This window comes from Exiguobacterium sp. s124 (assembly GCF_018617485.1).
Classification (GTDB): domain Bacteria; phylum Bacillota; class Bacilli; order Exiguobacteriales; family Exiguobacteriaceae; genus Exiguobacterium; species Exiguobacterium aestuarii.
The window spans coordinates 613151-638513 of record NZ_JACSKH010000001.1 but is presented as its reverse complement, the minus strand read 5'-3'; the positions used below and the strand labels follow the sequence as shown (position 1 = coordinate 638513).

Sequence of the window (25363 nt, the reverse complement as noted above, 5' to 3'; positions counted from 1 at the left end):
AAAATTGCGACTATATTCCCTCTATAATGAATATTTTTTACTAGGTCCAAAAATTGTTTTTGAACGAAAATATGATTCCGTCAATTCGCTTCATTTTCCCATTAAAAAGCGGCATCTCTTTTAAAAAAAGTGATACCGCTCAAGTATTCTTTCACGCCTCGATACAAAAAAGGCATAAAAACATTTTGCGAAAAATTGTGTCAAATATGTGTCAGCGACTGGAGCTTTGAACCGACGACCCGCTCACCCGGTAAGACGTCGCGGTGCACGACTGCACCCGCACCGACGACCGCACCGTCGCCGATCGTCACACCTGGTAAGATGGTCACGTTCGCCCCGATTAAGACTTCATTTCCGATAACGACGTCCCCGATTCGATACTCGTCGACGAGATACTCATGACAGAGAATCGTCGAATTGAATCCGATGACGGTGTTACGACCAATCGTGATCCGTTCCGGGAACATGACGTCCGGCGTGACCATGAGGGCGAGGGCACTATACTCGCCGATCTTCATACCGAGAAATGTCCGGTACAGCCAACGCTTCGCCTTCACCGAAGGGAAGTAACGACCGATGAGCACGACCGACGTGTTTTTGAAGACACGCAGGAAGCGAATCGTCCGATACATCTGCCAAAGCGGATTCGGTCCGTCGATGCGAAACCGTTTTGTCTTACGCATGAACGCTGACCTCGTCAAGCCATGCCTCGAAATGTTCCATCGAGTCGATGATAACATCCGGCTCGAGTGACTCAAGGAACGGGCGGCCTTTTAATGCCCAGCCGACAGCGGCCGTCTTCGTCCCTGCATTTTTCCCGCTGAAGATGTCTGTGTCGTTATCCCCAACCATGACCGCTCGCTCCGGTGACGAATCAAGCGCTTGGAGCGCACGTTCGACCGGTTCGGCGTGTGGTTTTTCATTCTCGACATCGTCCGCCGTCACGACGACGTCAAACAAATGGTCGATGTTGAACAACCGAAGGCCGCGTTCGACGACCGGACGACCTTTCGACGTGACGACCCCCATCTTGTATCCTTTCGCATGAAGGCGATATAGGCCTTCGATGACACCCGGATACTCTGCGACGAGTTGGTCGTGCATGGCGATATTGAAACTCCGATAGAACGCTTGCATCTCTTTCCATTCCGCTTCGTTCAATTCACGGAACGACTTCTCGAGCGTCGGTCCGATGAAACGATAGATGTCCTCATCCCGATACGTATGTTCCGGGAAATAATACTCGAACGTATGGCGGAAACTAGCGATGATGAGCGGGTTCGTATCGAGTAACGTACCGTCTAAGTCAAATAAGAGCGTATCCATTAATCAAACAATCCTTTCTCTGATGGGTCATTGTATCGTTTCGCATTGCGGCGAAGGATCATCATGACGATACCGAAGAGAATCAGCGCGATTGACACCATTTGGGCTGCACGCAAATCGCCTGACATGAGACTATCTGTCCGGAGTCCTTCAATATAGAAGCGACCGATCGAATACCAGACGAGGTAAGACAAGAAGATATATCCACGACGTGGGTTCCCAATCATACGCCAAGCGACGAGAAGGATGACCCCGATGATGTTCCAAACACTTTCATAGAGGAACGTCGGGATATAATATGCGCCATCGATATACATCTGATTGACGATCCAATCCGGTAACATGAGCGTATCTTGCAAGAAGCTACGCGTCGTCTCGCCACCATGGGCCTCTTGGTTCATGAAGTTCCCCCAGCGCCCGATTGCTTGTCCGAGGAGAAGTGATGGCGCCAAGATGTCCGTCACTTTCCAGAACGACATCGATTTTCGCATACAATAGACGATGACGACAAGGAGTGCCCCGAAGATGGCACCGTGAATGGCAATCCCGCCTTGACGGATATCGATGATCTGCCCGAGGTTCTCTGAGTAGTAATCCCATTGAAACGTCACATAGTAAATACGCGCGAAGATGATACTGATCGGAATCGACCAGATGACGACGTCGACGAGTCGTTCCGAATCATAGTTGATCCGTTTCGCCTCATATAGGGCAAGGACGAGTCCAAGCATTGCTCCGAAGGCGATAATCATGCCATACCAATATATCGGAAGAGAGCCAATTTCAAACGCTACACGATCAAATGTCGGTTCTACCATGATCACAAGTCTCCTTCAGTGTCCTGAATCGCGTTCGCAAGACGTTCCGCAAACTCTTCAGCCGTATTGATCCCCATGTTTTGCAGACGATAGTTCATCGCTGCGACCTCGATGATGACCGCCAAGTTTCGACCTGGACGGACCGGGATCGTGAGGAGCGGGACTTCACTGTCGATGATTTTCATCGTGTTGTGATCGAGCCCGACACGGTCGTACACTTTTCCAGCGTCCCAGTTCTCTAAGTTGACGATGAGACTGATCTTTTTATGAGACCGGACCGCACCTGCACCGAACAAAGTCATGACGTCGATGATGCCGATTCCACGAATCTCAAGCAAATGACGAATCAGCTTTGGTGCTGAACCGACGAGGAGCTGGTCCCCCGTTTGACGAATCTCGACCGAGTCATCGGCGACGAGACGGTGTCCGCGTTTGACGAGCTCGAGTGCCGTCTCCGATTTCCCGACACCGCTTTGTCCTTTGATGAGGACGCCGACGCCATAAATATCGACGAGAACCCCGTGCATCGCCGTCATTGGCGCGAGTTCCATCTCAAGGAAGTTCGTGATTTGCGATTCGATCGAAGTCGTCACCGCATTCGTCCGCATGAGTGGGACGTTTGCCGCTTCCGCTTCTTCTTCGATTTCTTTCGGAATGTCAAATCCACGTGTGATTAAAATCCCAGGTGTCGATTCCGTACATAAGATTCGAGCACGCTCGCGACGCTTTTCTTCCGATAAGCTCGCATAGAAAGTTAACTCTGTCTTCCCTAGCACTTGAAGACGATTTTTCGCATAGTGCGTGTAATAACCGGCGAGGACGAGTCCAGGACGACTTAGGTCGGGTGTAGCGACCGGACGATGAAGCCCCTCTTCTCCCGCAATGACTTGAAGTTTAAAACGCTCAACGACTTGAGCTGTACGTACGATATTTTGCATCAGTATCTGCCCCTTTCACGCTCATTATTGTATCATAGCTCTTTCTATGCAGGGTTAGAGAAGTGATGAAGAACGTGTCAAAAAATTGTTGAAACTTTCATACATAGCGTTCGTAGGAAGGGTATAGGCAAATAGAGGAGGTGAAAATATGGATGCTTTGTTTTGGATTGTCGTAATCATCGCGCTCGTCATCGGAATCGGGACCCTCATCTACATCATCAAGTCGCTGATTGATATGTGGAAAGAATACGCAACGACGAAAAACGAGACGGTTTTGCTCTTGTTCATCTTGAATATCATCGGATTCTTCTTGTCGGGTGCGCTCATCTCGATGATTGTCGCCATCATCTTCTACTGGAATCGTTCGAAATCGATGCGTCTTCTCGGCATCATCTTGCTCATTGCCGGACCGGTCCTCTTTATCGTCTTCGCGGTCAGTGCATTCACGCTGTTTGATACACAGATGATGGATTGGCAACAGATGGAATATGAAATGAATCTTTAATCAAAAAAATCCCGAAGGCTAAGCCTTCGGGATTTGCTTATTGTTGATGGAACGGATTGTTCAAATCAGCTGGGTCGACGGGATCGACCGGATCCGATGGCTCCGTCTGTTCTTCCTCAAGGAATGTCGACGGTGTGTATACCGATCCGTGTTCCAAGTCGATTGTACCGGTACGCGTACCCGCTTCGACTTCGATGCGAGGCGTTTGACCACGACCGGACAAGAATTCAAGCCGACGCTGAGCGACGTCTTTTCGGTCACGGATGATTTCAAGTTCGTCGAGCAAGCAGTGGAGTCCACCGAAGTTCGTCTCAAGTTCCCCTTCGACTTCGACACCGTGTGGTAACACGAGTCGAACGTTTCCGGCGAGCGAGGCGAGTTCGAACTTGGCCGGACGAGCAGTCGCAAGCTCCGCGCGAATGTTCCCATTACCCGTCTTGAGGGATGCTTTGTCATACTTCCCTCCGACGATGACGGCCCCATTTCCGGTGCGGACATGGACGAGCTCTGCTTCGACACCTTCGACCTCAACTGTCCCGTTTCCGGTGTTAAGGAGGAGTTCCGACGCATGCACGTCATGTAAGACGACGCGACCGTTCGCCGTTTGAACCCGGACGTTCTCGACGTCAAGACCATCGGCACGGACTTCCCCGTTCAACGTCTGAATATGAAGATGGTTGAAATGGTGATGCGGGACATACAGTTCCACATGAGCCCGGACGAGTTTGTCACGCAAGGAGACGACGAGACGGTCTCCGATGACAGAATGTTTGACCGCCGACTGCAACTGTTCGAGCGCTTTGTCCGCGTCTTGTTGACGAAGCGGACGACCGGTCACGATGAGCTCACAATCTTCTGCATCTGATGAGACGATCGTCGCCGATGCGTTGAAGAGATCGAGTGAGATGTCGGTGCCTGTGAATGGGAATGATTTCGAATACGTCACTTCTGGCCCGAAATTCGAGCTGAAGGAGAAGTCGCTGTCACGAAGCTTCGTGACGAGCCCCTCTACCGCAGACGTCAGTTTCGTCGTGAGCGATTCGACCGAATAGGCATCGACCTTTTCCGTATCTTGTCGCTCTTCTAACGCCTTGACTTGTTCTGGTTCGAGACGTTCGAGACGCTCGAGTTGCGTCATCGCCTCCTCGATTGTCATCTTGCCTTCCTTCACTTGCTGGAGAATCAGTTCACGCATTTCTTGTTTCACGTTCGTTTTCCCCCTTCAATTTGGTTGCACGTCAATTACCTTCCCGTTTCTTACCATTTCTATACTTATTTCTTTTTTCCTGCTTTTGGTTTCACACGAGCCGCATCTCGTTCGAGTACCGGCTTCAAGTACTTGCCTGTATATGAGCCAGACACTTCCGCGACTTCTTCCGGCGTTCCCGTCGCGACAATGAGTCCGCCGCCGTCTCCGCCCTCTGGTCCGAGGTCGATCAAATAATCAGCCGACTTGATGACGTCGAGGTTATGTTCGATGACGAGTACCGTATCCCCGTTCTCGACGAGGCGCTGCAACACTTTCAACAAGCGCGCGATGTCGTCGACGTGGAGACCTGTCGTCGGTTCATCCAAAATATAAATCGTCTTCCCAGTCGAGCGTTTATGGAGCTCCGAGGCGAGTTTCACACGCTGCGCTTCACCACCTGAGAGTTCCGTCGCCGGTTGACCGAGTTTCATATAGCCGAGACCGACGTCATAAATCGTCTGGATTTTCCGCTTGATTTTCGGAATCTTGTCAAAGAAGTCGAGCCCTTCCTCGATTGTCATATCGAGGACGTCGGCAATCGTCTTCCCTTTATATTTCACTTCGAGCGTCTCACGGTTATATCGTTTCCCGTGACAGACCTCACACGGTACGTACACGTCCGGTAAGAAGTGCATCTCGATTTTGATGATCCCGTCCCCACGGCACGCTTCGCAGCGTCCGCCTTTGACGTTGAAACTGAAACGCCCTTTCTTATACCCTCGCATCTTCGCTTCGTTCGTCGAGGCAAAGACGTCGCGGATGTCGTCGAAGACGCCCGTATACGTCGCCGGGTTCGAACGCGGTGTACGTCCGATCGGGGATTGGTCGATATCGATGACTTTGTCGATATGCTCGAGACCTTCAATCTTCTTATGCTTCCCTGGTTTCGCTTTGGCACGGTTCATGTTGTGCGCGAGCGATTTATAAAGAATCTCGTTGATGAGTGTCGACTTCCCAGAACCCGATACGCCCGTCACGGCGACGAACATCCCGAGCGGAATCGAGACGTCGACATCTTTCAAGTTGTTCTCTTCCGCCTTGATGATTTTCAAGAAACGCTCGTCCGGCATCTTCCGTTCAACTGGGAGTGGAATGAACTTCTTCCCGGCGAGATATTGCCCCGTGAGCGAGTTCTTGTTTTTCATGAGTTGCTTCGGTGTCCCGGCGGCGATGACTTGTCCACCGTGCTCCCCGGCACCCGGTCCGATATCAATCAAATAGTCGGCTTCCATCATCGTGTCCTCATCATGCTCGACGACGATGAGCGTGTTGCCGATGTCCCGCATCTGTTTGAGCGTCGCGATCAAGCGGTCGTTATCTCGTTGATGAAGACCGATCGATGGTTCATCGAGGACGTACAAGACACCTGTGAGGCGTGAACCGATTTGCGTCGCGAGGCGAATTCGCTGCGCTTCCCCACCTGAGAGTGTTCCTGCAGCACGAGACAGCGTCAAATAGTCGAGACCGACGTTATTCAAGAAGCTGAGTCGTTCCCGAATCTCCTGCAAAATGAGACGGGCGATGGCGATATCCTTTTCACTGAGCTGTTCATTGAGCCCTTCGAAGAACGCGAGGGCGTTCACGACCGACTTCTCCGTCACTTGTCCGACGTGCTGCCCGGTGATCTTGACGGCGAGCGACTCTTCTTTCAAGCGATAGCCGTGACATGTCGGGCAGGCGTGGGTTGCCATATACATCTCCATCTGTTCACGGATATAGTCGGACGTCGTCTCGCGGTAACGGCGCTCGATGTTACGGAGCACCCCTTCAAAGAAGATTGTGTTCGTCCGGACTTGACCGAAGTCGTTCTCGTAGCGGAACAGGAATGACTCTTCCGAAGAACCGTTCAAGACGAGCTCTTGGTCACGCTTCGACAGGCGCTCGAACGGCACGTCCATATCGATGTTAAAATGCTGACACATCGCCGCTAACAGTTGCGGATAGTACTGGGAACTCGTCGGCTGCCACGCAGCGATGGCCCCTTCTTTTAACGTTTTCGATGGGTCTGGAATGACGAGTTCCGGGTCGACATCTAATTTCGTCCCGAGTCCGTCACATGTCGGGCAAGCCCCGAACGGTGAGTTGAAGGAGAACATGCGTGGCTCGAGCTCTCCGATCGAGAATCCACAAATCGGGCAGGCGTGGTGTTCGCTGAAAAGAAGCTCAGTACCGTCCATCTTGTCGATGATGACACGTCCGTCGGCGAGACGTAATGCCGTCTCGAGAGAGTCGGCGAGGCGTCCTTCGACATCAGGTCGGACGACGAGACGGTCGACGACGACTTCGATGGAATGCTTTTTGTTTTTGTCGAGCTCGATTTCATCCGTCAGCTCGATCGTCTCTCCGTTCACACGGACACGGACGAACCCCTCTTTTTTCAACGAGTCGAACACTTTGACGTGCGTCCCTTTACGACCTGACACGATCGGTGCCAAAATCTGTAGTCGCGTTCGTTCCGGCAACTCCATCACTTGGTCGACCATCTGAGAGATGGTCTGACTCGAAATCTCGATTCCGTGGTTCGGACAAACCGGTTTCCCGATACGTGCGAACAGGAGTCGGAGATAGTCATAAATCTCGGTCACCGTCCCGACAGTCGAACGTGGGTTTCGGCTCGTCGTCTTCTGGTCGATTGAGATGGCAGGACTTAATCCTTCAATCGTATCGACGTCCGGTTTGTCCATCTGTCCGAGGAACTGACGGGCATACGCAGACAAACTCTCGACGTAGCGTCGCTGTCCTTCCGCATAAATCGTGTCGAACGCGAGCGACGATTTCCCGGAGCCGGACAAGCCCGTCAAGACGACGAGCTGGTCACGTGGGATATCAATATCGATATTTTTTAAGTTATTGACGCGTGCCCCTTTGATGACAATCGCATTTTTCTTTTCAGCCATTTAATTCCCTACCTTCAACTCCAAGATTAAGTCACGCAATTCGGCCGCTCGTTCGAACTGAAGATCGCGCGCCGCTTGCTTCATTTCCTCTTCTAATTTGGCAATCGCCGCCTCGCGTTCGGCCGGCTTCATCGTACTGAGCGATTCGAGCGCCTCTTCCTCGGCCTCGACCGTCGCTCGGATGACACCACGAACGTCTTTACGAATCGTCTGTGGTGTGATGCCATGTTCTTCATTATAAGCCTGTTGAATCGTACGACGACGATCCGTCTCTTCGATGGCTCTTGCCATCGAGTCGGTCATCTTGTCCGCAAACAGGATGACGTGTCCGTTCGCATTACGGGCTGCCCGTCCAATCGTCTGAATGAGCGAACGGTCAGAACGAAGGAACCCTTCCTTATCGGCATCGAGAATCGTGACGAGACTGACTTCAGGAATGTCGAGTCCTTCCCGCAACAAGTTGATTCCGACGAGCACGTCGTATTTCCCGAGACGAAGATCTCGGATGATTTCAATCCGTTCGAGCGTCTTGATCTCGGAGTGCATATAGTTGACCTTGATTCCCGCTTCACGCAAGTAGTCGGATAAGTCCTCTGCCATCTTCTTCGTGAGCGTCGTCACGAGGACACGCTCGTCTCGCTTGATGCGTTCGCGAATCTGGTCCATCAAGTAGTCGATTTGACCTTTGATCGGATGAATCTCGATCGTCGGGTCGAGTAGTCCCGTCGGACGAATGATCTGTTCGATCATGTGCGGTGTATGTTCGAGCTCATACGGACCTGGTGTCGCCGAGATGAAGATCGCTTGTGAGACTTTCTTCTCGAACTCATCGAACTTGAGCGGACGGTTGTCCTTCGCAGACGGGAGACGGAACCCGTGGTCGACGAGCACTTGTTTCCGCGCCTGGTCCCCGTTATACATCCCGCGTACTTGCGGCAGCGTCACGTGCGACTCATCGGCAACGAGCAGGAAGTCTTCTGGGAAGTAATCGATCAATGTATACGGGGTCGAGCCTTCTGGCATTAAGTTCAAGTGTCGCGAATAGTTCTCGATGCCTGAACAATACCCCATTTCACGCATCATCTCCAAATCGTAATGCGTTCTCTGTTCGAGACGTTGCGCTTCAAGCAACTTCCCTTCTTCACGGAACTTCTCGAGTTGCTCTTCGAGTTCCGCTTCAATATTAACGATTGCCTTTTGAAGTTTTTCGTCACGGGTGACGAAGTGGGATGCAGGGAAGATGGCGACGTGATCTCGGTCTGCGATGATTTCTCCCGTCAACGGGTCCATCTCACGGATTCGATCAATCTCATCACCGAAAAATTCGATTCGCATACAGTGTTCGTCACGCGAAGCTGGGAAGATCTCGACGACGTCCCCACGGACACGGAACCGTCCGCGCTGAAAATCGATATCGTTTCGTTCATATTGAATGTCGATGAGCTTACGTAGCATCTCGTCACGCCCCATCTCTTTTCCGACCCGAAGGCTGAGGACGAGACTGCGGTATTCTTCTGGGTTACCGAGACCATATATACAAGAGACCGATGCGACGATGATGACGTCATCCCGCTCAAAGAGAGCCGACGTCGCCGAGTGACGTAGCTTATCGATTTCATCGTTAATGGAAGCATCCTTCTCGATGAACGTATCGGTCGAAGGAACGTACGCTTCCGGCTGATAATAGTCGTAATAACTGACAAAGTATTCGACCGCGTTGTTCGGGAAGAACTCTTTGAACTCGGAATAGAGTTGACCCGCGAGTGTCTTGTTGTGGGCAAGGACGAGTGTCGGTTTCTTCACTTCTTGAATGACGTTCGAGACAGTGAACGTCTTCCCTGTTCCAGTTGCCCCGAGGAGCGTCTGATAACGGTCTCCCCGATTCACGCCTTCGACAAGTTGCCGAATCGCTTCAGGCTGGTCACCTCCTGGTTGAAATTCAGATTGTAATGCAAACGGGATCGATTCCATAAGATACTCCTCACCTTCTCATTTCATAAGTGCCTTAATTATATCATAGACACGAACAAATATTCGCTTATTAGCTTGTAGATGGATATATTCCATTTCTCTTTCATATCATCTTTTCTTTTTCCGTTACCATCTCAAAAGAAACATTCAATCTCACGCCAATTATCACCTGAGAGATTGATCGTAATCGCTTTTGTGACATAGGACACGAAAAGTCGAATCCTGGACCTTGTTCCTATTCGATTGAAATTCCCACGATTTTAAAAATGGAAGCCAAATTGGTGAATATTTCGCTCCCTGTCTGCTCCTTTATGTGAAGTTTACAGGTGTAAATGTGAACATTTGTAGGAAAAAAGTAGGATTTTTGAAAAACACTGTTTTAAAACGCTTACATTTTGGGCATATAATGAAGTGGTAAGTCAAATTGCATAGGGAGAAAGGGGAGTATCACATGTCAGCATTTGTAAGTGAAATTATCGGTACGATGCTATTGATTCTGCTCGGTAACGGTGTCGTCGCCGGCGTCGTCCTCCGCCATTCCAAAGCGGAAAACTCTGGCTGGATTGTTATCACAATGGGTTGGGGTCTCGCGGTTATGGTCGGGGTCTACGCAGCCGGTATTTACGGAGGCGCACACATCAACCCTGCCGTCACGATTGGTCTCGCGACAGCAGGAGAATTCCCATGGGCCGATGTCCCACTCTACATCCTTGCTCAGTTTATCGGAGCGTTCATTGGGGCATGTTTGGTGTATGTCCACTACAAGCCGCATTACGATGCGACGGAGGATCCAGGTTTGAAACTCGCAACGTTCTCTACTGCACCAGGTATTCGCAACACACCATCTAACTTGATTGGTGAGATTATCGGAACATTCGTCCTTGTCTTTGCATTGTTGTCATTCGGGGCAAACACATTCGCAGATGGACTTAACCCGCTCATCGTCGGTTTCTTGATTGTCTCAATCGGTCTCTCACTAGGTGGTACGACGGGATATGCGATCAACCCAGCGCGTGACCTTGGGCCACGTATCGCCCACGCTGTCCTTCCGATTAAAGGAAAAGGTTCTTCTGACTGGGGCTATTCATGGATTCCAGTCGTTGGTCCGATTATCGGCGCTATCATTGCCGCTCTCGTGTATGGCATTCTCGTCCCTTAACACATAATTTTGAAGGAGGAAATCACATATGGCGAAAGAAAAACGTTATATTCTAGCATTGGACCAAGGAACGACAAGTTCACGGGCAATCATTTTTGATCATGATGGAAAGATTGTCACAGTCGCACAACGCGAATTCAAACAGTACTTCCCAAAACCAGGCTGGGTCGAGCATAACGCCAATGAAATTTGGGGTTCTGTCCTTGCGGTCATGGCGGAAGCGTTCGGTTCGGCGGATATCGATCCGAATGAAATCGCAGGGATCGGGATCACGAACCAACGTGAGACAGCGGTCGTTTGGGAAAAAGAAACAGGACGTCCTGTATACAACGCGGTCGTTTGGCAATCACGTCAAACTGCTGATATCTGTGAAGAACTAAAAGCAGCAGGTCACTCGGATATGGTCCGTGACAAAACAGGTCTCCTCATCGATGCCTACTTCTCAGGTACGAAAGTGAAATGGATTTTGGATAACGTCGAGGGCGCTCGTGAGAAAGCCGAAAACGGTGAACTCCTCTTCGGAACAATCGACACATGGCTCATCTGGAAACTCTCAGGTGGTAAAGCCCACGTAACAGATTATTCGAACGCATCACGTACACTCATGTATAACATTTACGAACAGAAGTGGGATGACGAGTTACTCGAAATCTTGACGGTACCGAAATCAATGCTTCCTGAAGTCAAGCCGTCGAGTGAAGTATATGCAAACACGATCCCATATCACTTCTTCGGATTCGAAGTACCAATCGCCGGCGCGGCTGGTGACCAACAGGCTGCCTTGTTCGGTCAAACATGCTTCGAAAAAGGTGAAGGAAAGAACACGTACGGTACAGGTTGCTTCATGCTCATGAACACGGGTGAAGAAGCCGTCAAATCGGATCACGGTCTTTTGACGACAATCGCATGGGGCTATAACGGAAAAGTTGAGTATGCGCTCGAAGGTTCAATCTTCGTGGCCGGTTCGGCAATCCAATGGCTCCGTGACGGATTACGGATGTTGAAATCAGCGAAAGACTCAGAACAATATGCGACGCGTATCGAATCGACAGAAGGCGTATACGTCGTACCAGCCTTCGTTGGTCTCGGTGCACCCTACTGGAACTCTGACGTTCGTGGTGCCATCTTCGGCCTCACACGCGGAACAGAGAAAGAACAGTTGGTCCGTGCGACGATCGAATCACTCGCTTATCAGACGCGTGACGTCCTCACATCGATGGAGAACGACTCAGGTATCAACTTGAAGACACTCCGCGTCGATGGTGGAGCCGTCAGCAACAACTTCCTCATGCAGTTCCAATCGGACATCCTCGACGTTCCGGTTGAACGTCCGGAAGTGAGTGAAACGACTGCACTCGGTGCCGCTTACTTGGCAGGTCTCGCAGTTGGTTTCTGGAAAGACCAAGCAGAGATCAAAGACCAGTGGAAACTCGATAAGAAGTTCGAGCCAAACATGGACGAGTCTCATCGCGAAGCACTCTACAAAGGTTGGCAACACGCCGTCGAAGCAACGATGGCATTCAAACCATCAAAACTTGACGTATAAGATGAAAGGGCATCCTCACGGGTGCCCTTTTCGTATGCAAAAAAAGAGTACCCGTTAGGATACTCTTACAATTTACGGAGGCGGACACGTGGACTCGTCGGCTCCCCGACGAACAAGATACCGAGTTCGTGTGGATCGGTCTCATACATCGCACGCTGAACGAAACGGATGTCCCCGTTCAGATTCAGCACTTCGAGCTTGATGTACGGTTTATGTTGCTGGAGCGCCTCGTAAAAGCTATGCCCTCCCGTGATGATCGTTCCATTGACTTTATAAATCGATTCACCTGGGATGAGTTGCATCGCCTCTCCCGGTGAATTCGGAAGCGTGTCGACGATGACCGCCCCGCGATTTCCATTGATAAAGACAGGTGTCGTGCCACGATTTTCTCGTTTGATCCACTGAAGCCCAAGCTCATATAGCACGAACAAAGCAAACACGGCATAGTCGACATACGGAATCTCCCATACATACGAGAGACCAAATAGACCGAGAGCAATCAATGCGAGCACTGCGCGATAATTGCTCAATCGTGCAAGTAGCGTTCCCGGCAATGCGCCGGTCGACAACAAGCTGACCCCGATTGGAATCGGAAGAATGATGGGAACCATCGGCCAGTCGAGACCGAACGTCGGTGGCAAGAAGACGACAAGCGGGAAAAACCAAATCCGTTTGACGACATGCCCCCCGATGAACTGACCACGTTTCGATAAGATCAGTGTCGGGGAAGTCTCTTTTGGTCCATTCCAGCGTAAAAGGATCGCTTCCGCGAGCGTGACGAGCCCGAACGTGAGGGCATATACCGTCCAATCGACTCGAGCGAGTTCTCTCACCCAATCACTGAGCGCCCCATAAGAGACGACATCGCGCAACATGACGACCCCGAACAAGACGAGAAGCGGAAGCACCGGATTGAAGAATCGCGGATGCATCGTCAACACTACGAGCGTATAGAGCACTGTGAACGAGACGGCCCACTCAAACGTAATGGTCGTCTCAAGTACGATCGTCGCGGCTGATGCGAGGACCGCTAGAAGAAGACTTGGCCAGATGAAATGCTTCCATTCCGACTTCGGCGAGCGTCGTCTCGAACGAAACATGGCTCGTTCTCGTTTGACTCGTGTCATCGATATGTATGTAAGGGCGACGAGCGTCACCCAAAACAGCGGACTACTTAACAACGTCAATAAAGCCGTAACACTCATTCGTACAACTTCCACGCGGTCCAATCCTTTCTTTCATTCAACGTTATTTTGCAGCTTCTTCGAGCGCTCGGTTCAATTGGGCATCGTTCGCCTCATCTTGAATCGCCTCGAGCAACTTCGACTCGAGCGCCGAAGCGGTCTCCTCATCGACAGTCCCTGAAGCCTCGAGACCATTGTCTGTCTGGAATGCTTTCACGGCATCTGCCATCGTGTCCCCGAAGTAACCCGGTTGACCACCTGGCTCGTAGCCGATTCCCGTCAAAATTTTATGCAAGTTCGAGACGGCATCGCCGTAATCACCGATTTTTAGTGACTCTTCCTCTGTCAAGACACGGGTCACATTAAAGTAATCTGGTTGAGCCACTTCAATATCCGGCTCGATTCCTTTTTTATTGATCCAGTTCCCGTCTGGCGTGAGCCATTTGCTCGTCGTCAACTTCAGGTTGCTACCGTCCTCTAAATCGAACGCCGTCTGGACGACGCCTTTCCCGAACGTTTTCGTTCCGATGATCGTTGCGCCTGCCCCTTCTTTCATCGCACCCGTCAAAATCTCAGATGCCGAGGCAGAGCCCTCATCCGTCAAGACGAAAAGATTGTACGGTTTTGCTTCACGGGCGCGACCATTTTGAGCGTCACGGTCCCCGTCCGCATTCTCGATTTGAACGACCGGTTTTGATGTCGGGACGAACCCTTCAGACATCTCGATGACAGCAGGCAAGAGCCCACCTGGGTTCCCACGCACATCAATGATCAAGCTATCGATATCCTCTGACTCGAGCTGTTCGAGCTGTTCGAGGAACTCATCGGCCGTCGGTTCTGAGAACTGTGTCACTTGCAGATAGCCGATCTTTTTACCGTCTTGCTCCTTCACTTCTGAGAACACCGTCTCGATTGGGATCGTGTCACGCGTGATCTCATAGTCCGCCGTCTGACTGCCACGGCGAATCGTCAATGTGACGGTCGTCCCTTTTTCCCCTCGGATGAGTTGGACGGCTTCCTGTACATCCATTCCTTCGATCGACTCCCCGTCGACCGCTGTGATGATGTCACCGGGGCGAAGACCCGCCTCCTCGGCTGGAGCGCCTTTGATCGGAGCGACGATTAAGATGTCTTCTCCTTTCTTCTCCAAAGTTGCGCCGATTCCTTCAAAACTCGATTCAATCGAGTCGGTAAATTGCGATGTTTCTTCCGCGTCCAAGAAATCCGAGTATGGGTCATCAAGTGCTGCGGTCATGCCGTCGAGCGCTCCTGTCAATAAATCCTCTTCCGAGATGTCTTGTAACGAATGTTGCTCAATCAAATCACGCACTTGGTCGACTTTATCCCAGCCTTCCGCATTCGTTTGAATCGGAAGTGATGTGTCTGTAAACGCCATCGTCGCAAGGCCTGCACCGGCCCCAGCCACGAACGTTGTGCCAGCGAGTAGTCCTGCGGTTGAATTTTTCACGGGTTGGTCCCTCATTTCTCTTTGTAAGTCTTTTCATTAGTATAGCAAAAACGAGAGGAAAAGCGGACGCGTTCCACATATTTGGGACGCGTCCGCTTTAGTCAGTATCCAATATACGGGGCTGGGTCAATCGCATTCGGTTGTCCCGGTGCCCATTTTCCTCGATGTAACTCAAAGTGGAGGTGCGGTCCAGTCGACCAGCCGGTGTTGCCGAGCGTCCCGACTGTCTGTCCTGCCGCGACTTGTTGACCGGCGCCGACCGTGATGGCGTTCAGATGGGCGTAGACGGTCGTCCAAATCTCCCCGTTCATGACGTGAGAGACGAAAACGACGTTCCCATATCCGGTCGCCGGTGCCGCCTTGATGACCACACCTGGTGCGCTCGCGACAATCGGTGTCCCTTGGGCGTTGACGAGGTCGATCCCCTTATGAATCTCAGGGACACCTGTCAATGGATTGTTCCGAGGTCCGAACGGGCTCGAGACGTAACCGGACACGGGGCGGACAAATCCAGTCGACGTGGACACATTCGTCGGCGTTTCAGCCGGCTGTGCTGGCGGTGGAGCCACTTCTGGTACCGTGACCTCTGTCTCCGCTTCCCGTTTCTCTGCTTCAGCGCGTGCCTGTTCTTCCGCAGCGCGCGCCCGTTCTTCCGCAGCACGTGCCTCAGCTTCCCGTTTCGCGCGTTCTGCAGCCTCGGCGGCTTCGCGTTCTGCCGTTGCGATTGCCTCGAGCTGTTCGCTGATGATCCGGTTCTGTTCGGCCATGACCGCCTGCTCTTCACTGCGCGTCATTTTCTCGAGTTCGAGTTGCTCGACTTGTTCGTTCAGTTCGACCAACAAATCGCGCTTCTTCTCAGCCGTCCGATCAAGGTCTTGTTTCGTAATGACGAGCTCTCGCTCTTTTTGTTTGATGAAGGAGAGCTGTGTGCGCTGGGTTGACTCGAGCGACTCCAAGCGTTCCATCTCACTCATATAGTTATGTATGAGCTCCCGGTCCTGCTCGGCAATCGTGCGGGCCGTCATGACCCGTGTCACGAAATCACCGAAGGAACGGGACTCAAAAATGACTTGTAGATAGGAAGTATCTTCATGCACTTGCAAAACGCGAAGGCGTTCGTTCAACAGTTCCTTCTGGCTTTCCAAGTACTCTTCCTGAACGGAAAGTTGTTGGCGGGTCGCCTCGAGCTCTTCACGAGCCGTATCGACCTCGTGTTGTTGAATTGCGATTTGTTCACTCAAATCATTCAACCGGTCATCGACGACGTGAATCTCCGTCTGCACGGCATCACGCTCTGCCTCGGTGACCTCTAGCTCGGCGTCCGTCTCGGCCTGCGCTTTTTTCGACTCCTCCAATTCATTGGACAATCGATCTTGTCGAGCTTTTAACGTGTCTTTCTCTGTCGCCATGACTGGCATGGCAAGTAACGATACACACAACCCTAGCGCAAGCGAACGTTTCATCCGCCAACTCCTCCTTATTTAAGTTAGATTTTCAAGAAGCGACCGAGCGATGTCGTCGATCCCCAGATTCCGATGAACGCACCGAGCGCAAGTAAGACGAGTGATACTTGTACCGTGAGCGTCGACGGATCAATCAACTTAAATATATCACTATTCAATTGATCAAGCGATGGTTGTAAAGCACTATATGCGACGTCATATCCGAAATAAATGACGAGAATCGGGACGAGAGCCCCAAGCATACCGAGAAGCAATCCTTCGATGAAGAATGGCCAACGGATAAAGCTGTTCTTCGCACCAACGAGTCGCATGATTTCAATCTCACGGCGACGTGAGAAAATCGTCATTTTAATTGTATTGGAAATCAGGAACATCGCCATTAACGTCAAACCGACGATCAACGCGAGTCCACCGATGCGAATCCCGTTGAAGAAGGCGAACATTTTGTCGATGTAGTCTTTTCCGTATTTCACATCGTCAACATTATCGAGTGAACCGACCGATTTGGCCACTTCCTCTAGTTCTGTCGGGTCTTGTGCTTTGACGATATAACGGGCGTGGAGCGGGTTGTCTTTTTCAACCGTACCGTACGCAGCCGCATCGTCACCGAGTTGGTCTTGGAACTTTTGCAACTCATCTTCTTTCGAGCTAAATGTGACCGTTGATACACCCGGAACCTCTTCTATATTCTGTCCGAGTTGTTCAACAGAATTTTCATCAGCCGTACGGGTGATGAACACTTGAATCTCAACGTCGTTCTCGACATTATCTGAAATTTCGTTGATGTTGAACATGACGAGTGCAAATACACCGACAAGCAACAACGTAATCGTCACGGCACTGATTGCCGCAAATGACATCCATCCATTACGAAGTGTTCCTTTGAACCCTTCACGCAAATGGCGCAATCCAGTCTTAAACATCATAGCCATATGCTCCTTTCTCTTCATCGCGAACTACTTTCCCGTTCTCAATCGCGATGACGCGGTGACGAATCTTATCGACGATGTCACGGTTGTGTGTGGCCATGACAATTGTCGCTCCGCGGCGGTGAATCTCTTCAAACACTTCCATAATGCCCCATGCAGTCTCAGGGTCTAAGTTCCCTGTCGGCTCATCGGCAATGATCAGCTTCGGCTTGTTCACGATTGCTCGAGCGATCGAGACACGTTGCTGTTCCCCACCTGAAAGTTCATCTGGATAGTTGCGAGCCTTGTTTTTCAATCCGACAAGATTTAACACATCCATGACTTGTTTACGAATCGACGACGTGTCTGCTCCCACGACTTCTAATGCGAACGCAACATTCTCATACACTGTGAGCGACGGAAGTAATTTAAAATCCTGGAAGATGACGCCGAGTTGGCGACGTAACTTCGGCACATGCCGGTCTTTTAATTTCCCAACATCGAGCCCATCAATCAATAATTGACCAGCTGTCGGTTTCTCCTCACGATAAATCATCTTCATGAATGTCGACTTTCCGGCACCGGATGGTCCGACTACATAAAGGAACTCGCCATCGCGAATCTCTAGATCGAGGTCATCCATGGCAACGACGCCGTTTGGATATACTTTACTGACTTTTTGCATCGAGATCATAACTTATTCCCTACCCTTTTTAAAATATTTTCATGCATCTATGACGAATTCATTCATTTGTTTTAGTTACTGTATATTTCGCCTAGAGTCTTTTTTACAGGAAACAACTCCCTCTGTCAAGGTATCGTTTTTCATGTTCGCCTGGTCAAAAATTCATCTAGGGCATAGGTGAAGCGACTACAATTATATCAATCCACCTTTTAAAACACCATTACAGGATTGTTTCAGTTCGATTGAGTTCGATGTGAAAATGTCGTGATGAACCTGGCTTTCACTTTATTTATAGGAATGCTGAAACCACACTACAAAAAGGGCGCTCCCGTAGGAACACCCTTCACAAAACTGTCATTTTTTTAGTCGTGCGGCTTTTCTTTCAGCGCATCGAACGGTGATTTTTTACGCTTCCGATACTTGATATGGATCGTCGGCGATTCATAATCATCGGAGGCACGAATGTCCCGACTCGACACCCGGACGAACGACCACGCCAGGAGGAACATGATAAAGATCAATGGGAACCCACCGACGATACTTGCCGTCTGTAACGTATCGAGCCCACCGAGGAACATGAGCGTGAGCGGCATGATGGCGAGTGCGAATGCCCAGAAGAGACGGTTCCAGACGATTGGCTCGTCCTCGACATGCTTCTGTGTGACTGACGCCAAGATGTAAGACGATGAGTCGAACGTCGTCGCCAAAAAGATGATGGCGAGAAGTGTGAATACGCCGACAACGACCTTCCCGAACGGCAATTGACTGATGATGGCGATAATCGTCGGAGCCGGACCGTTCGCTGCCATATAACCGACGACATCGAACGTGCCGCTCAAGTGGAGGTAGAGACCATAGTTCCCGAGAATCCCGAAGAACAGGATACAACCGAGCGTCCCGTACACCATCGTCCCAAAGATCATATTCCGAATCGTCCGGCCGCGAGAGATACGAGCGACGAACAATCCGACGAACGGTGCATATACGAGCCACCATGCCCAGTAGAAGACGGTCCATGATTCAGGGAACCCGGTCGTCGCGAAGCCACCGAAGTCACCGAACGGCTCCATCCATGTCGCCATGCGGAAGAAGTTGTCCATGACGATCCCGACTCCATTAAACGTCGTCTCCAAAATGAAACGCGTCGGGCCAAAGATGAAGACGAACGTCAAAATCCCGAGCGCGAGCCAAATATTCAAGTCACTGAGCACTTTGATCCCGCCTTTCAGCCCGATATATGAGCTGACGGCGAAGATGACGGTACAAATCAACATGATGACGGCCTGCATACCGAGCGTGACCGGAATACCTGTCAGTTCGTTGACCCCTTCGGCAATCATCGGTGTCCCGAGAGCGAGCGTCGTCCCGGCACCACCTAATAATCCAAAAATAAATAAGATATCAATCAATTTACCGATTGGGCCGTCCGCCCATTTCCCGATCACCGGACGTACCGCTTCACTTACTTTCAATACCGACTTTTTGCGTACATAGAAGAAATAAGCGATTGGCAATGCCGGTAACGTATAGATTGCCCAGGCAATCGGTCCCCAGTGGAACATGCCGTAAGCCGTCGACCACTGGATGGCTTCAGGTGACTCGGGTGTCAGCCCGAACGGCGGTCCCTCATAGTAATAGACCCATTCAATGACCGACCAATAAAGGATACTGGATCCGATTCCGGCAGCAAACAACATCGCCGCCCACGAGAACGTACTGAATTCGGGTTCTTCATCTTCACGACCTAATTTGATGTGACCATTCTTACTAAAGGCAATAAAGATCAAAAATCCGAACGCACCTAACCCCATCGCTAAGTACAATACCCCAAAGTTAGAGGTCATGTATTCGTTCGCCGCTCCAACCCATGCCTTCCCCGTCTCCGGGAAGAAGATGAGCGGTAACGTCACCCCTAACAGTAGTACAAACGAGCCAATAAAAGTCGGCCAGTCAATCAACTTCGTCTTCAATTGTCATCACTCCATTTCCATAACATCTACTATTACCCTAACAATAATTCCCCAAGAAATAACACCCCAAACAAAAAAGCACGAGGTGAATGTTCACTCCGCGCTTCCCTATCTTATTTTTTCTCAGCGAGCCAAGCGGCGACTGCCGTGATCTCTTCATCGTCTTCGAGGACGTTCGCAGGCATCGCGCCTTGACCGTTACGGATGACGTTTTCAATTTCTTCTGCCGACAAACGAGCACCGACTTGCTCGAGTGACGGACCACTCATTCCCTCAAGGTTCGCACCGTGACATGCCGCACAGTTTTGTGCGTATACCGCTTCCGCGTCAACCGATGCCGTGTTCGAGCCCGAATCCCCGTTGCTCGACGTGTCCTCTTCTTCACCGCCGCCACATGCGCCGAGTGTCAGCATGGCGCCGAGGCCGATGGCCATCATCCATTTTTTCATAACCACGTTCCCCTCCTAAGTTGTAGAAATGACCTACATTTACCATTATAGCCGTTCACGTGTGCTTTCTAACCTAATCTCACGAAAAGTACACAAAGATTCCACAACTTACGGCACGTTGATATAACGTTTGTCCGACGTGAACCCTTGTCCGAGCACCTCGTGCGCCTCGCTGAAGACGAGGAACGCCTCGGGGTCGATCCGACGAATGATTTCTTTCAGTCGGCTCACCTCGCTCTGACGGACGACAATCATGAGCATCGGACGGTCGAGACGAGAATATGCCCCGATCGCCTGAATCTCTGTCGCGCCACGGTCGAGCTCTTCAAACACGGCACGGACGATGAAGTCCCGTTTTTCCGAAATGATATACGCCATCTTGTCCTGCGTGAACCCGAGCTGGACGAAGTCGATCATCTTGACCGTGATGAATAACGCGATAAGTGCATAGAGCCCGGTCGAGAACGAGAACGTGACAGCGGCCGTCAAGACGACCATGCCGTCAAGGATGGCGATACAAAGATAAAGCGGGATGTGCGTGAACTTATGTAAGATCTGCGCGATCAAGTCCATCCCCCCTGTCGAGGCACGTCCCCGGAAGATGAGTCCGAGTCCGACACCGACACCGACTCCACCAAAGATGGCGGCGAGTAACGTGTCGTTCACGGCAGCCCCAGCATCGATTGCCTCATAGAATAGGATGACACCTGGTAAAAAGATCGAGCCGACGAGTGACTTCACACCGAATCCGAGACCAAGGATGGCCCACCCGATGATGAGCAGCAACACGTTCGCCACGAGTTGGAACGCCCCCGGCGAGATGCCGAACAGCTCATACGTGATGACCGAGATCCCGCTCACCCCGCCCGACGCAAGGTTGTTCGGCAATAGGAATAAGCTGAAGGCCGAGGCGACGAACACCGAACCGGACAACAAATACAGATAGTCTTTGACGATTTGCTTCATTAAAGAAATTCTCCTTTACAGACAACGTGGCCCAAAGACGGGAGTCTTTGAGCCACATGCATCACATATTTGTTTTACGAAGATACGCATCGATGAACGGCATGACATCGCCATCCATGACACCACTTGTGTTTCCGACCTCATGGTTTGTACGGTGGTCTTTGACCATCGAATAAGGGTGGAAGACGTATGAACGGATTTGGCTACCCCAACCGATGTCCGTCTTCTCTCCACGAATCTCGTCGAGCTTACGTTGCTGCTCGTCGAGTTCGCGTTGGTACAATTTCGCTTTCAACATCTTCATCGCAGACTCACGGTTCTTGATCTGTGAACGTTCCGTCTGACATGAGACGACGACACCTGTCGGCACGTGCGTGATCCGAACGGCAGAGTCCGTCGTGTTGATGTGCTGTCCGCCAGCACCTGACGCGCGGTACGTGTCGATGCGGAGGTCTTCTGTGCGCACTTCGATTTCGATGTCGTCATCGAATTCTGGCATGACGTCACATGACACGAACGACGTGTGACGACGGCCTGACGAGTCGAACGGCGAGATGCGGACCAATCGGTGAATCCCTTTCTCTGCCTTCAAGTAGCCGTATGCGTTATGACCGACGATGCGGAGCGTGACCGATTTGACGCCCGCTTCTTCACCAGGAAGGTAATCGACCGTCTCGACTTTCCAGCCTTGTTTGTCTGCGAAACGCTGATACATCCGAAGGAGCATCGATGCCCAGTCTTGTGACTCAGTACCGCCCGCACCCGGGTGTAATTCCAAGATTGCGTTGTTCGCATCGTACGGTCCGTTCAAGAGGATTTCAAGCTCAAAGTCATCGAACTCTTTCTTGAGCGATTGAATCGTCTCCGCGAGCTCTTCTTGCATCTCTACATCCGGCTCTTCCTTGATGAGTTCAAGCGTCACTTCGCCGTCCTCATGCTGTGTCGCGAGGTCTTGGTACTTGTCGACCATCGCTTTGAGACCGTTCGACTCATCGATGACTTTCTGTGCCTTCTCTTGGTTGTCCCAAAAGTCAGGGTATGTCATCTCGTTCTCGAGTTCGGCGATGCGTGCTTCTTTCTCCGTTAAGTTGAGCGAAGCTCTGTAATTCTCGAGGCGCTTCGCCATTGCCTCAAGTTCGTTCCGAATATCTGAAATTTCCATAGTGTTGATTCACCTTTCCGTAGGAAAGAGGCGAGCGGACCCGCCTCTTCAATAATTAAGCCTGTTGTCTACCGTGACAGTTCTTGAACTTCTTACCAGAGCCACACCAGCACGGATCGTTCCGGCCGATGCTGTCTTCTTTCGAACGACGGACCGGTTTCTTCTTAACCGGTGCATCTTCCTTGCCTGAGACGGCGACTTCCTCTTCGACGACTTTCTCGCGTCGGAGGTTGTCCCCGACTTCGGCACGGAGCACGAAGCCTGTCACTTCTTCTGAGATGGCTGCGTTCATCGCATCGAACATGTTAATCCCTTCCGCCTGGTACTCGCGGAGCGGGTCGTTTTGTCCGTATGCACGGAGATGAATCCCTTGACGCAACTGATCCATATGGTCGATGTGAGACATCCAGTGCGAGTCGACGGCACGGAGCACGATGATCTTCTCGAACTCGTTGAAGCGCTCAGGCGGTGCGAGTTGACGTTTCGCCTCGTACTGTTCGTTCACGCGCTCCATGAGGAGTTCGATAATCTCTTCGCGTTCTTTGCCGAAGAAATCTTTGCCTTCGACCGCTCGCTCGAGCGCGAGCGTCTGGTTCGCCCAGTGCGCGAGCTCGTCGATGTTCCACTCTTCTGGTACGAGTTCGATCGGCGTATATTGACCGACGCCGAGTTCGACCGTCTGTGCCATCATCGAACGGACGATATCCGTGACCGACTCGTTCTCGAGGATGCTCGAGCGGTCTTTATACATGACCTTCCGTTGGTCGGCCATGACGTTATCGTAACCAAGAAGCTGTTTACGCGCGTCATAGTTGTTACCTTCGACGCGTTTTTGAGCCGATTCGACCGCTTTCGATACCATGCGGCTCTCAATCGGTTGCGTGTCATCCATCCCGAGACGCTCCATCATGTTCTGGAGGCTATCCGTTCCGAAGCGACGCATGAGTTCATCTTCGAGTGACAAGTAGAACTGGGATTTACCCGGGTCCCCTTGACGACCTGAACGACCACGGAGCTGGTTATCGATCCGACGTGACTCGTGACGCTCTGTCCCGATGATATAGAGACCACCGAGGTCGATGACACCTTCACCAAGCTTGATGTCGGTACCACGACCAGCCATGTTCGTCGCGATCGTGACCGAACCTTTTTGACCGGCATTCTCAATGATTTCCGCCTCACGTGCGTGGTTCTTCGCGTTCAAGACGTCGTGACGAATCTTCTTCTTCGTCAAGAGCTTGCTCAAATATTCAGACGTTTCGACAGCGACCGTACCGACGAGGATCGGCTGACCTGTCGCGTGAACCGATGCGATTTCCTCGACGACGGCTTTGAACTTCCCTTCCATCGATTTGAAGATGAGGTCCGAACGGTCCTCACGAAGGATCGGTTTGTTTGTCGGAATCGTCACGACTTGCATGTTGTAGATGTTACGGAACTCTTCTTCCTCTGTCTTCGCCGTACCGGTCATCCCGGCAAGCTTCTCGTACATACGGAAGTAGTTCTGATACGTGATTGTCGCGAGCGTCATCGATTCGCGTTGAATCTCGACGCCTTCTTTCGCCTCGATCGCTTGGTGAAGACCTTCCGAGTAGCGACGTCCGTCCATGACACGACCGGTAAACTGGTCGATGATCATGACTTGTCCGTCACGTACCATATAGTCGATGTCGTGATGCATGACCGCGTTCGCACGAAGGGCGAGCCCGACGTGGTGGTTGACCGCGACGTGCTCGATGGCGAACAAGTTGTCGATGCCGAAGAACTTCTCGGCGAGGTCGACCCCTTGGTCCGTCAAGAGGACCGATTTCGTCTTGATATCGACCGTGTAATCTTCTTCCTCTTTTAACGTACGGACGAATGCATCCGCACGTGTGTAAAGCTCTGTCGATTTTTGAGCCGATCCCGAGATGATGAGCGGGGTACGCGCCTCATCGACGAGAATCGAGTCGACTTCATCGACGATCGTATAGTAGAGCTCACGCTGAACACGGTCTTCCTTATAAAGGACCATGTTGTCACGGAGGTAGTCGAAACCGAGCTCGTTGTTCGTCGAGTACGTGATATCACAATTGTAGGCCGCCTGTTTCTCGACACGGTCCATGTTCGACACGTTGAGTCCGACCGAGAGACCGAGTGCGAAATAGAGCGGCTCCATGAGTTCTTTATCTCGCTTCGCCAAGTATTCGTTGACCGTTACGACGTGTACGCCACGGCTCGTGAGCGCGTTCAAGTAGACCGGAAGTGTCGCGACGAGCGTCTTCCCTTCACCGGTTTTCATTTCGGCGATGTCACCGTTATGGAGCACGTAGCCCCCGATGAGCTGGACACGATAGTGACGCATGCCGAGCACACGTTCAGATGCCTCGCGACAGACCGCGAACGCTTCTGGCAAGATATCGTCGAGCGTCTCACCTTTGTCTAAGCGTGCACGAAACTCTTCTGTCTTCGCTTGAAGCTGTTCGTCTGACAATGCTTTGATTGGTTCGGCGAACGACTCGATCAAGTCGGCCGCTTTCTCTGCTTTTTTCAATACTCGTTTCTGTGGAGCAAATAACTCTTTCAAAAAGTTCGCCATACTCATATCTCCTCTGCACTCACTAAAAAATGCATGTTTTTTCCCTAATGTACAGTTTAACCGAAGTGGTGCCACCTTTCAAGGAAAGGCAAAACGAAACGACCCTCCGAAGCCGGAGGGT

At 51.3% G+C, this 25363-nt stretch carries 20 protein-coding genes; 3 read left to right on the top strand and 17 right to left on the bottom strand.

Annotated elements, in window-relative coordinates:
- Window positions 1–200 precede the first annotated feature (200 nt).
- The 4 genes from KNO85_RS03340 to hprK are packed head-to-tail and all read right to left on the bottom strand — an operon-like array spanning window position 201 to window position 3082.
- Window positions 201–683 (bottom strand): acyltransferase, encoded by a 483-nt coding sequence (locus KNO85_RS03340; RefSeq protein WP_214786945.1) that lies wholly within the window; start codon window positions 681–683, stop codon window positions 201–203.
- Window positions 676–1326 carry a pyrophosphatase PpaX gene (gene ppaX / locus KNO85_RS03335; RefSeq protein ID WP_214786944.1) on the bottom strand — a complete coding sequence of 217 codons (651 nt, stop codon included), beginning with the start codon at window positions 1324–1326 and terminating at the stop codon, window positions 676–678. Before ppaX ends, KNO85_RS03340 begins: the two co-directional genes overlap by 8 nt.
- Window positions 1326–2144: a prolipoprotein diacylglyceryl transferase gene (gene lgt / locus KNO85_RS03330; RefSeq protein ID WP_214786942.1), complete on the bottom strand. Its 819-nt coding sequence runs from the start codon at window positions 2142–2144 to the stop codon at window positions 1326–1328. Before lgt ends, ppaX begins: the two co-directional genes overlap by 1 nt.
- Before the next feature lie 2 nt (window positions 2145–2146).
- Window positions 2147–3082, bottom strand: a complete 936-nt coding sequence (gene hprK / locus KNO85_RS03325; RefSeq protein WP_214786940.1) for an HPr(Ser) kinase/phosphatase — start codon at window positions 3080–3082, stop codon at window positions 2147–2149.
- Window positions 3083–3230: 148 nt separating this feature from the next.
- Between hprK and KNO85_RS03320 the strand changes: the two genes are divergently transcribed.
- Window positions 3231–3587 carry a hypothetical protein gene (locus KNO85_RS03320; RefSeq protein WP_214786938.1) on the top strand — a complete coding sequence of 119 codons (357 nt, stop codon included), beginning with the start codon at window positions 3231–3233 and terminating at the stop codon, window positions 3585–3587.
- A gap of 37 nt (window positions 3588–3624) precedes the next feature.
- Here the strand turns inward: KNO85_RS03320 and KNO85_RS03315 are convergent, their stop codons facing one another.
- From KNO85_RS03315 to uvrB, 3 genes are all read right to left on the bottom strand, one after another.
- Window positions 3625–4794, bottom strand: coding sequence for a DUF4097 family beta strand repeat-containing protein (locus KNO85_RS03315; RefSeq protein WP_214786935.1), 1170 nt, complete (start codon window positions 4792–4794; stop codon window positions 3625–3627).
- A 65-nt stretch (window positions 4795–4859) separates the two neighbouring features.
- The gene (uvrA, locus tag KNO85_RS03310) at window positions 4860–7733 is read right to left on the bottom strand and encodes an excinuclease ABC subunit UvrA (protein ID WP_214786934.1); all 2874 of its coding nucleotides are present in this window, start codon (window positions 7731–7733) and stop codon (window positions 4860–4862) included.
- The gene (uvrB, locus tag KNO85_RS03305; protein ID WP_214786932.1) at window positions 7734–9704 is read right to left on the bottom strand and encodes an excinuclease ABC subunit UvrB; all 1971 of its coding nucleotides are present in this window, start codon (window positions 9702–9704) and stop codon (window positions 7734–7736) included. It lies immediately after the preceding gene.
- Between the two features lie 451 nt (window positions 9705–10155).
- On the opposite strand from uvrB, the gene KNO85_RS03300 reads away from it, so the two are divergent.
- Entirely contained in the window at window positions 10156–10863 is a 708-nt protein-coding gene (locus KNO85_RS03300; RefSeq protein WP_214786930.1) for an MIP/aquaporin family protein, read from the top strand.
- 28 nt (window positions 10864–10891) lie between these two features.
- Window positions 10892–12409 carry a glycerol kinase GlpK gene (glpK, locus tag KNO85_RS03295; RefSeq protein ID WP_214786928.1) on the top strand — a complete coding sequence of 506 codons (1518 nt, stop codon included), beginning with the start codon at window positions 10892–10894 and terminating at the stop codon, window positions 12407–12409.
- 65 nt (window positions 12410–12474) lie between these two features.
- Here the strand turns inward: glpK and KNO85_RS03290 are convergent, their stop codons facing one another.
- From KNO85_RS03290 to secA, 10 genes are all read right to left on the bottom strand, one after another.
- On the bottom strand, window positions 12475–13629 hold the full coding sequence (locus tag KNO85_RS03290; protein WP_260569801.1) for a PDZ domain-containing protein: 1155 nt from the start codon (window positions 13627–13629) through the stop codon (window positions 12475–12477).
- A gap of 28 nt (window positions 13630–13657) precedes the next feature.
- Complete coding sequence (locus KNO85_RS03285) at window positions 13658–15061, bottom strand: S41 family peptidase (RefSeq protein WP_214786925.1); 1404 nt, start codon at window positions 15059–15061, stop codon at window positions 13658–13660.
- Between the two features lie 101 nt (window positions 15062–15162).
- Window positions 15163–16524, bottom strand: coding sequence for a murein hydrolase activator EnvC family protein (locus tag KNO85_RS03280; RefSeq protein WP_214786923.1), 1362 nt, complete (start codon window positions 16522–16524; stop codon window positions 15163–15165).
- A 23-nt stretch (window positions 16525–16547) separates the two neighbouring features.
- A complete protein-coding gene (gene ftsX / locus KNO85_RS03275; protein ID WP_214786921.1) occupies window positions 16548–17450 on the bottom strand; it encodes a permease-like cell division protein FtsX in 903 nt (300 codons plus the stop codon).
- Entirely contained in the window at window positions 17440–18126 is a 687-nt protein-coding gene (ftsE, locus tag KNO85_RS03270; protein ID WP_214786919.1) for a cell division ATP-binding protein FtsE, read from the bottom strand. The genes ftsX and ftsE overlap by 11 nt, the downstream gene beginning before the upstream one ends.
- Window positions 18127–18479: 353 nt before the next feature.
- A complete protein-coding gene (locus tag KNO85_RS03265) occupies window positions 18480–20087 on the bottom strand; it encodes a BCCT family transporter (RefSeq protein WP_214786917.1) in 1608 nt (535 codons plus the stop codon).
- 113 nt (window positions 20088–20200) lie between these two features.
- Entirely contained in the window at window positions 20201–20536 is a 336-nt protein-coding gene (gene cccB / locus KNO85_RS03260; protein WP_012726941.1) for a cytochrome c551, read from the bottom strand.
- A 108-nt stretch (window positions 20537–20644) separates the two neighbouring features.
- The gene (locus tag KNO85_RS03255) at window positions 20645–21502 is read right to left on the bottom strand and encodes a YitT family protein (protein WP_214786915.1); all 858 of its coding nucleotides are present in this window, start codon (window positions 21500–21502) and stop codon (window positions 20645–20647) included.
- Between the two features lie 61 nt (window positions 21503–21563).
- Entirely contained in the window at window positions 21564–22664 is a 1101-nt protein-coding gene (gene prfB / locus KNO85_RS03250; RefSeq protein ID WP_214786913.1) for a peptide chain release factor 2, read from the bottom strand.
- A gap of 55 nt (window positions 22665–22719) precedes the next feature.
- Window positions 22720–25242 (bottom strand): preprotein translocase subunit SecA, encoded by a 2523-nt coding sequence (gene secA, locus KNO85_RS03245; RefSeq protein WP_214786910.1) that lies wholly within the window; start codon window positions 25240–25242, stop codon window positions 22720–22722.
- Window positions 25243–25363 lie beyond the last annotated feature (121 nt).

What these genes read in the sequence shown, in the direction of transcription:
- KNO85_RS03340 (WP_214786945.1), bottom strand. Translation starts at nt 683, where the DNA reads ATGCGTAAGACAAAACGGTTTCGCATCGACGGACCGAATCCGCTTTGG.
- ppaX (WP_214786944.1), bottom strand. Translation starts at nt 1,326, where the DNA reads ATGGATACGCTCTTATTTGACTTAGACGGTACGTTACTCGATACGAAC.
- lgt (WP_214786942.1), bottom strand. Translation starts at nt 2,144, where the DNA reads ATGGTAGAACCGACATTTGATCGTGTAGCGTTTGAAATTGGCTCTCTT.
- hprK (WP_214786940.1), bottom strand. Translation starts at nt 3,082, where the DNA reads ATGCAAAATATCGTACGTACAGCTCAAGTCGTTGAGCGTTTTAAACTT.
- KNO85_RS03320 (WP_214786938.1), top strand. Translation starts at nt 3,231, where the DNA reads ATGGATGCTTTGTTTTGGATTGTCGTAATCATCGCGCTCGTCATCGGA.
- uvrA (WP_214786934.1), bottom strand. Translation starts at nt 7,733, where the DNA reads ATGGCTGAAAAGAAAAATGCGATTGTCATCAAAGGGGCACGCGTCAAT.
- uvrB (WP_214786932.1), bottom strand. Translation starts at nt 9,704, where the DNA reads ATGGAATCGATCCCGTTTGCATTACAATCTGAATTTCAACCAGGAGGT.
- KNO85_RS03300 (WP_214786930.1), top strand. Translation starts at nt 10,156, where the DNA reads ATGTCAGCATTTGTAAGTGAAATTATCGGTACGATGCTATTGATTCTG.
- glpK (WP_214786928.1), top strand. Translation starts at nt 10,892, where the DNA reads ATGGCGAAAGAAAAACGTTATATTCTAGCATTGGACCAAGGAACGACA.
- KNO85_RS03280 (WP_214786923.1), bottom strand. Translation starts at nt 16,524, where the DNA reads ATGAAACGTTCGCTTGCGCTAGGGTTGTGTGTATCGTTACTTGCCATG.
- ftsX (WP_214786921.1), bottom strand. Translation starts at nt 17,450, where the DNA reads ATGATGTTTAAGACTGGATTGCGCCATTTGCGTGAAGGGTTCAAAGGA.
- ftsE (WP_214786919.1), bottom strand. Translation starts at nt 18,126, where the DNA reads ATGATCTCGATGCAAAAAGTCAGTAAAGTATATCCAAACGGCGTCGTT.
- cccB (WP_012726941.1), bottom strand. Translation starts at nt 20,536, where the DNA reads ATGAAAAAATGGATGATGGCCATCGGCCTCGGCGCCATGCTGACACTC.
- KNO85_RS03255 (WP_214786915.1), bottom strand. Translation starts at nt 21,502, where the DNA reads ATGAAGCAAATCGTCAAAGACTATCTGTATTTGTTGTCCGGTTCGGTG.
- prfB (WP_214786913.1), bottom strand. Translation starts at nt 22,664, where the DNA reads ATGGAAATTTCAGATATTCGGAACGAACTTGAGGCAATGGCGAAGCGC.
- secA (WP_214786910.1), bottom strand. Translation starts at nt 25,242, where the DNA reads ATGGCGAACTTTTTGAAAGAGTTATTTGCTCCACAGAAACGAGTATTG.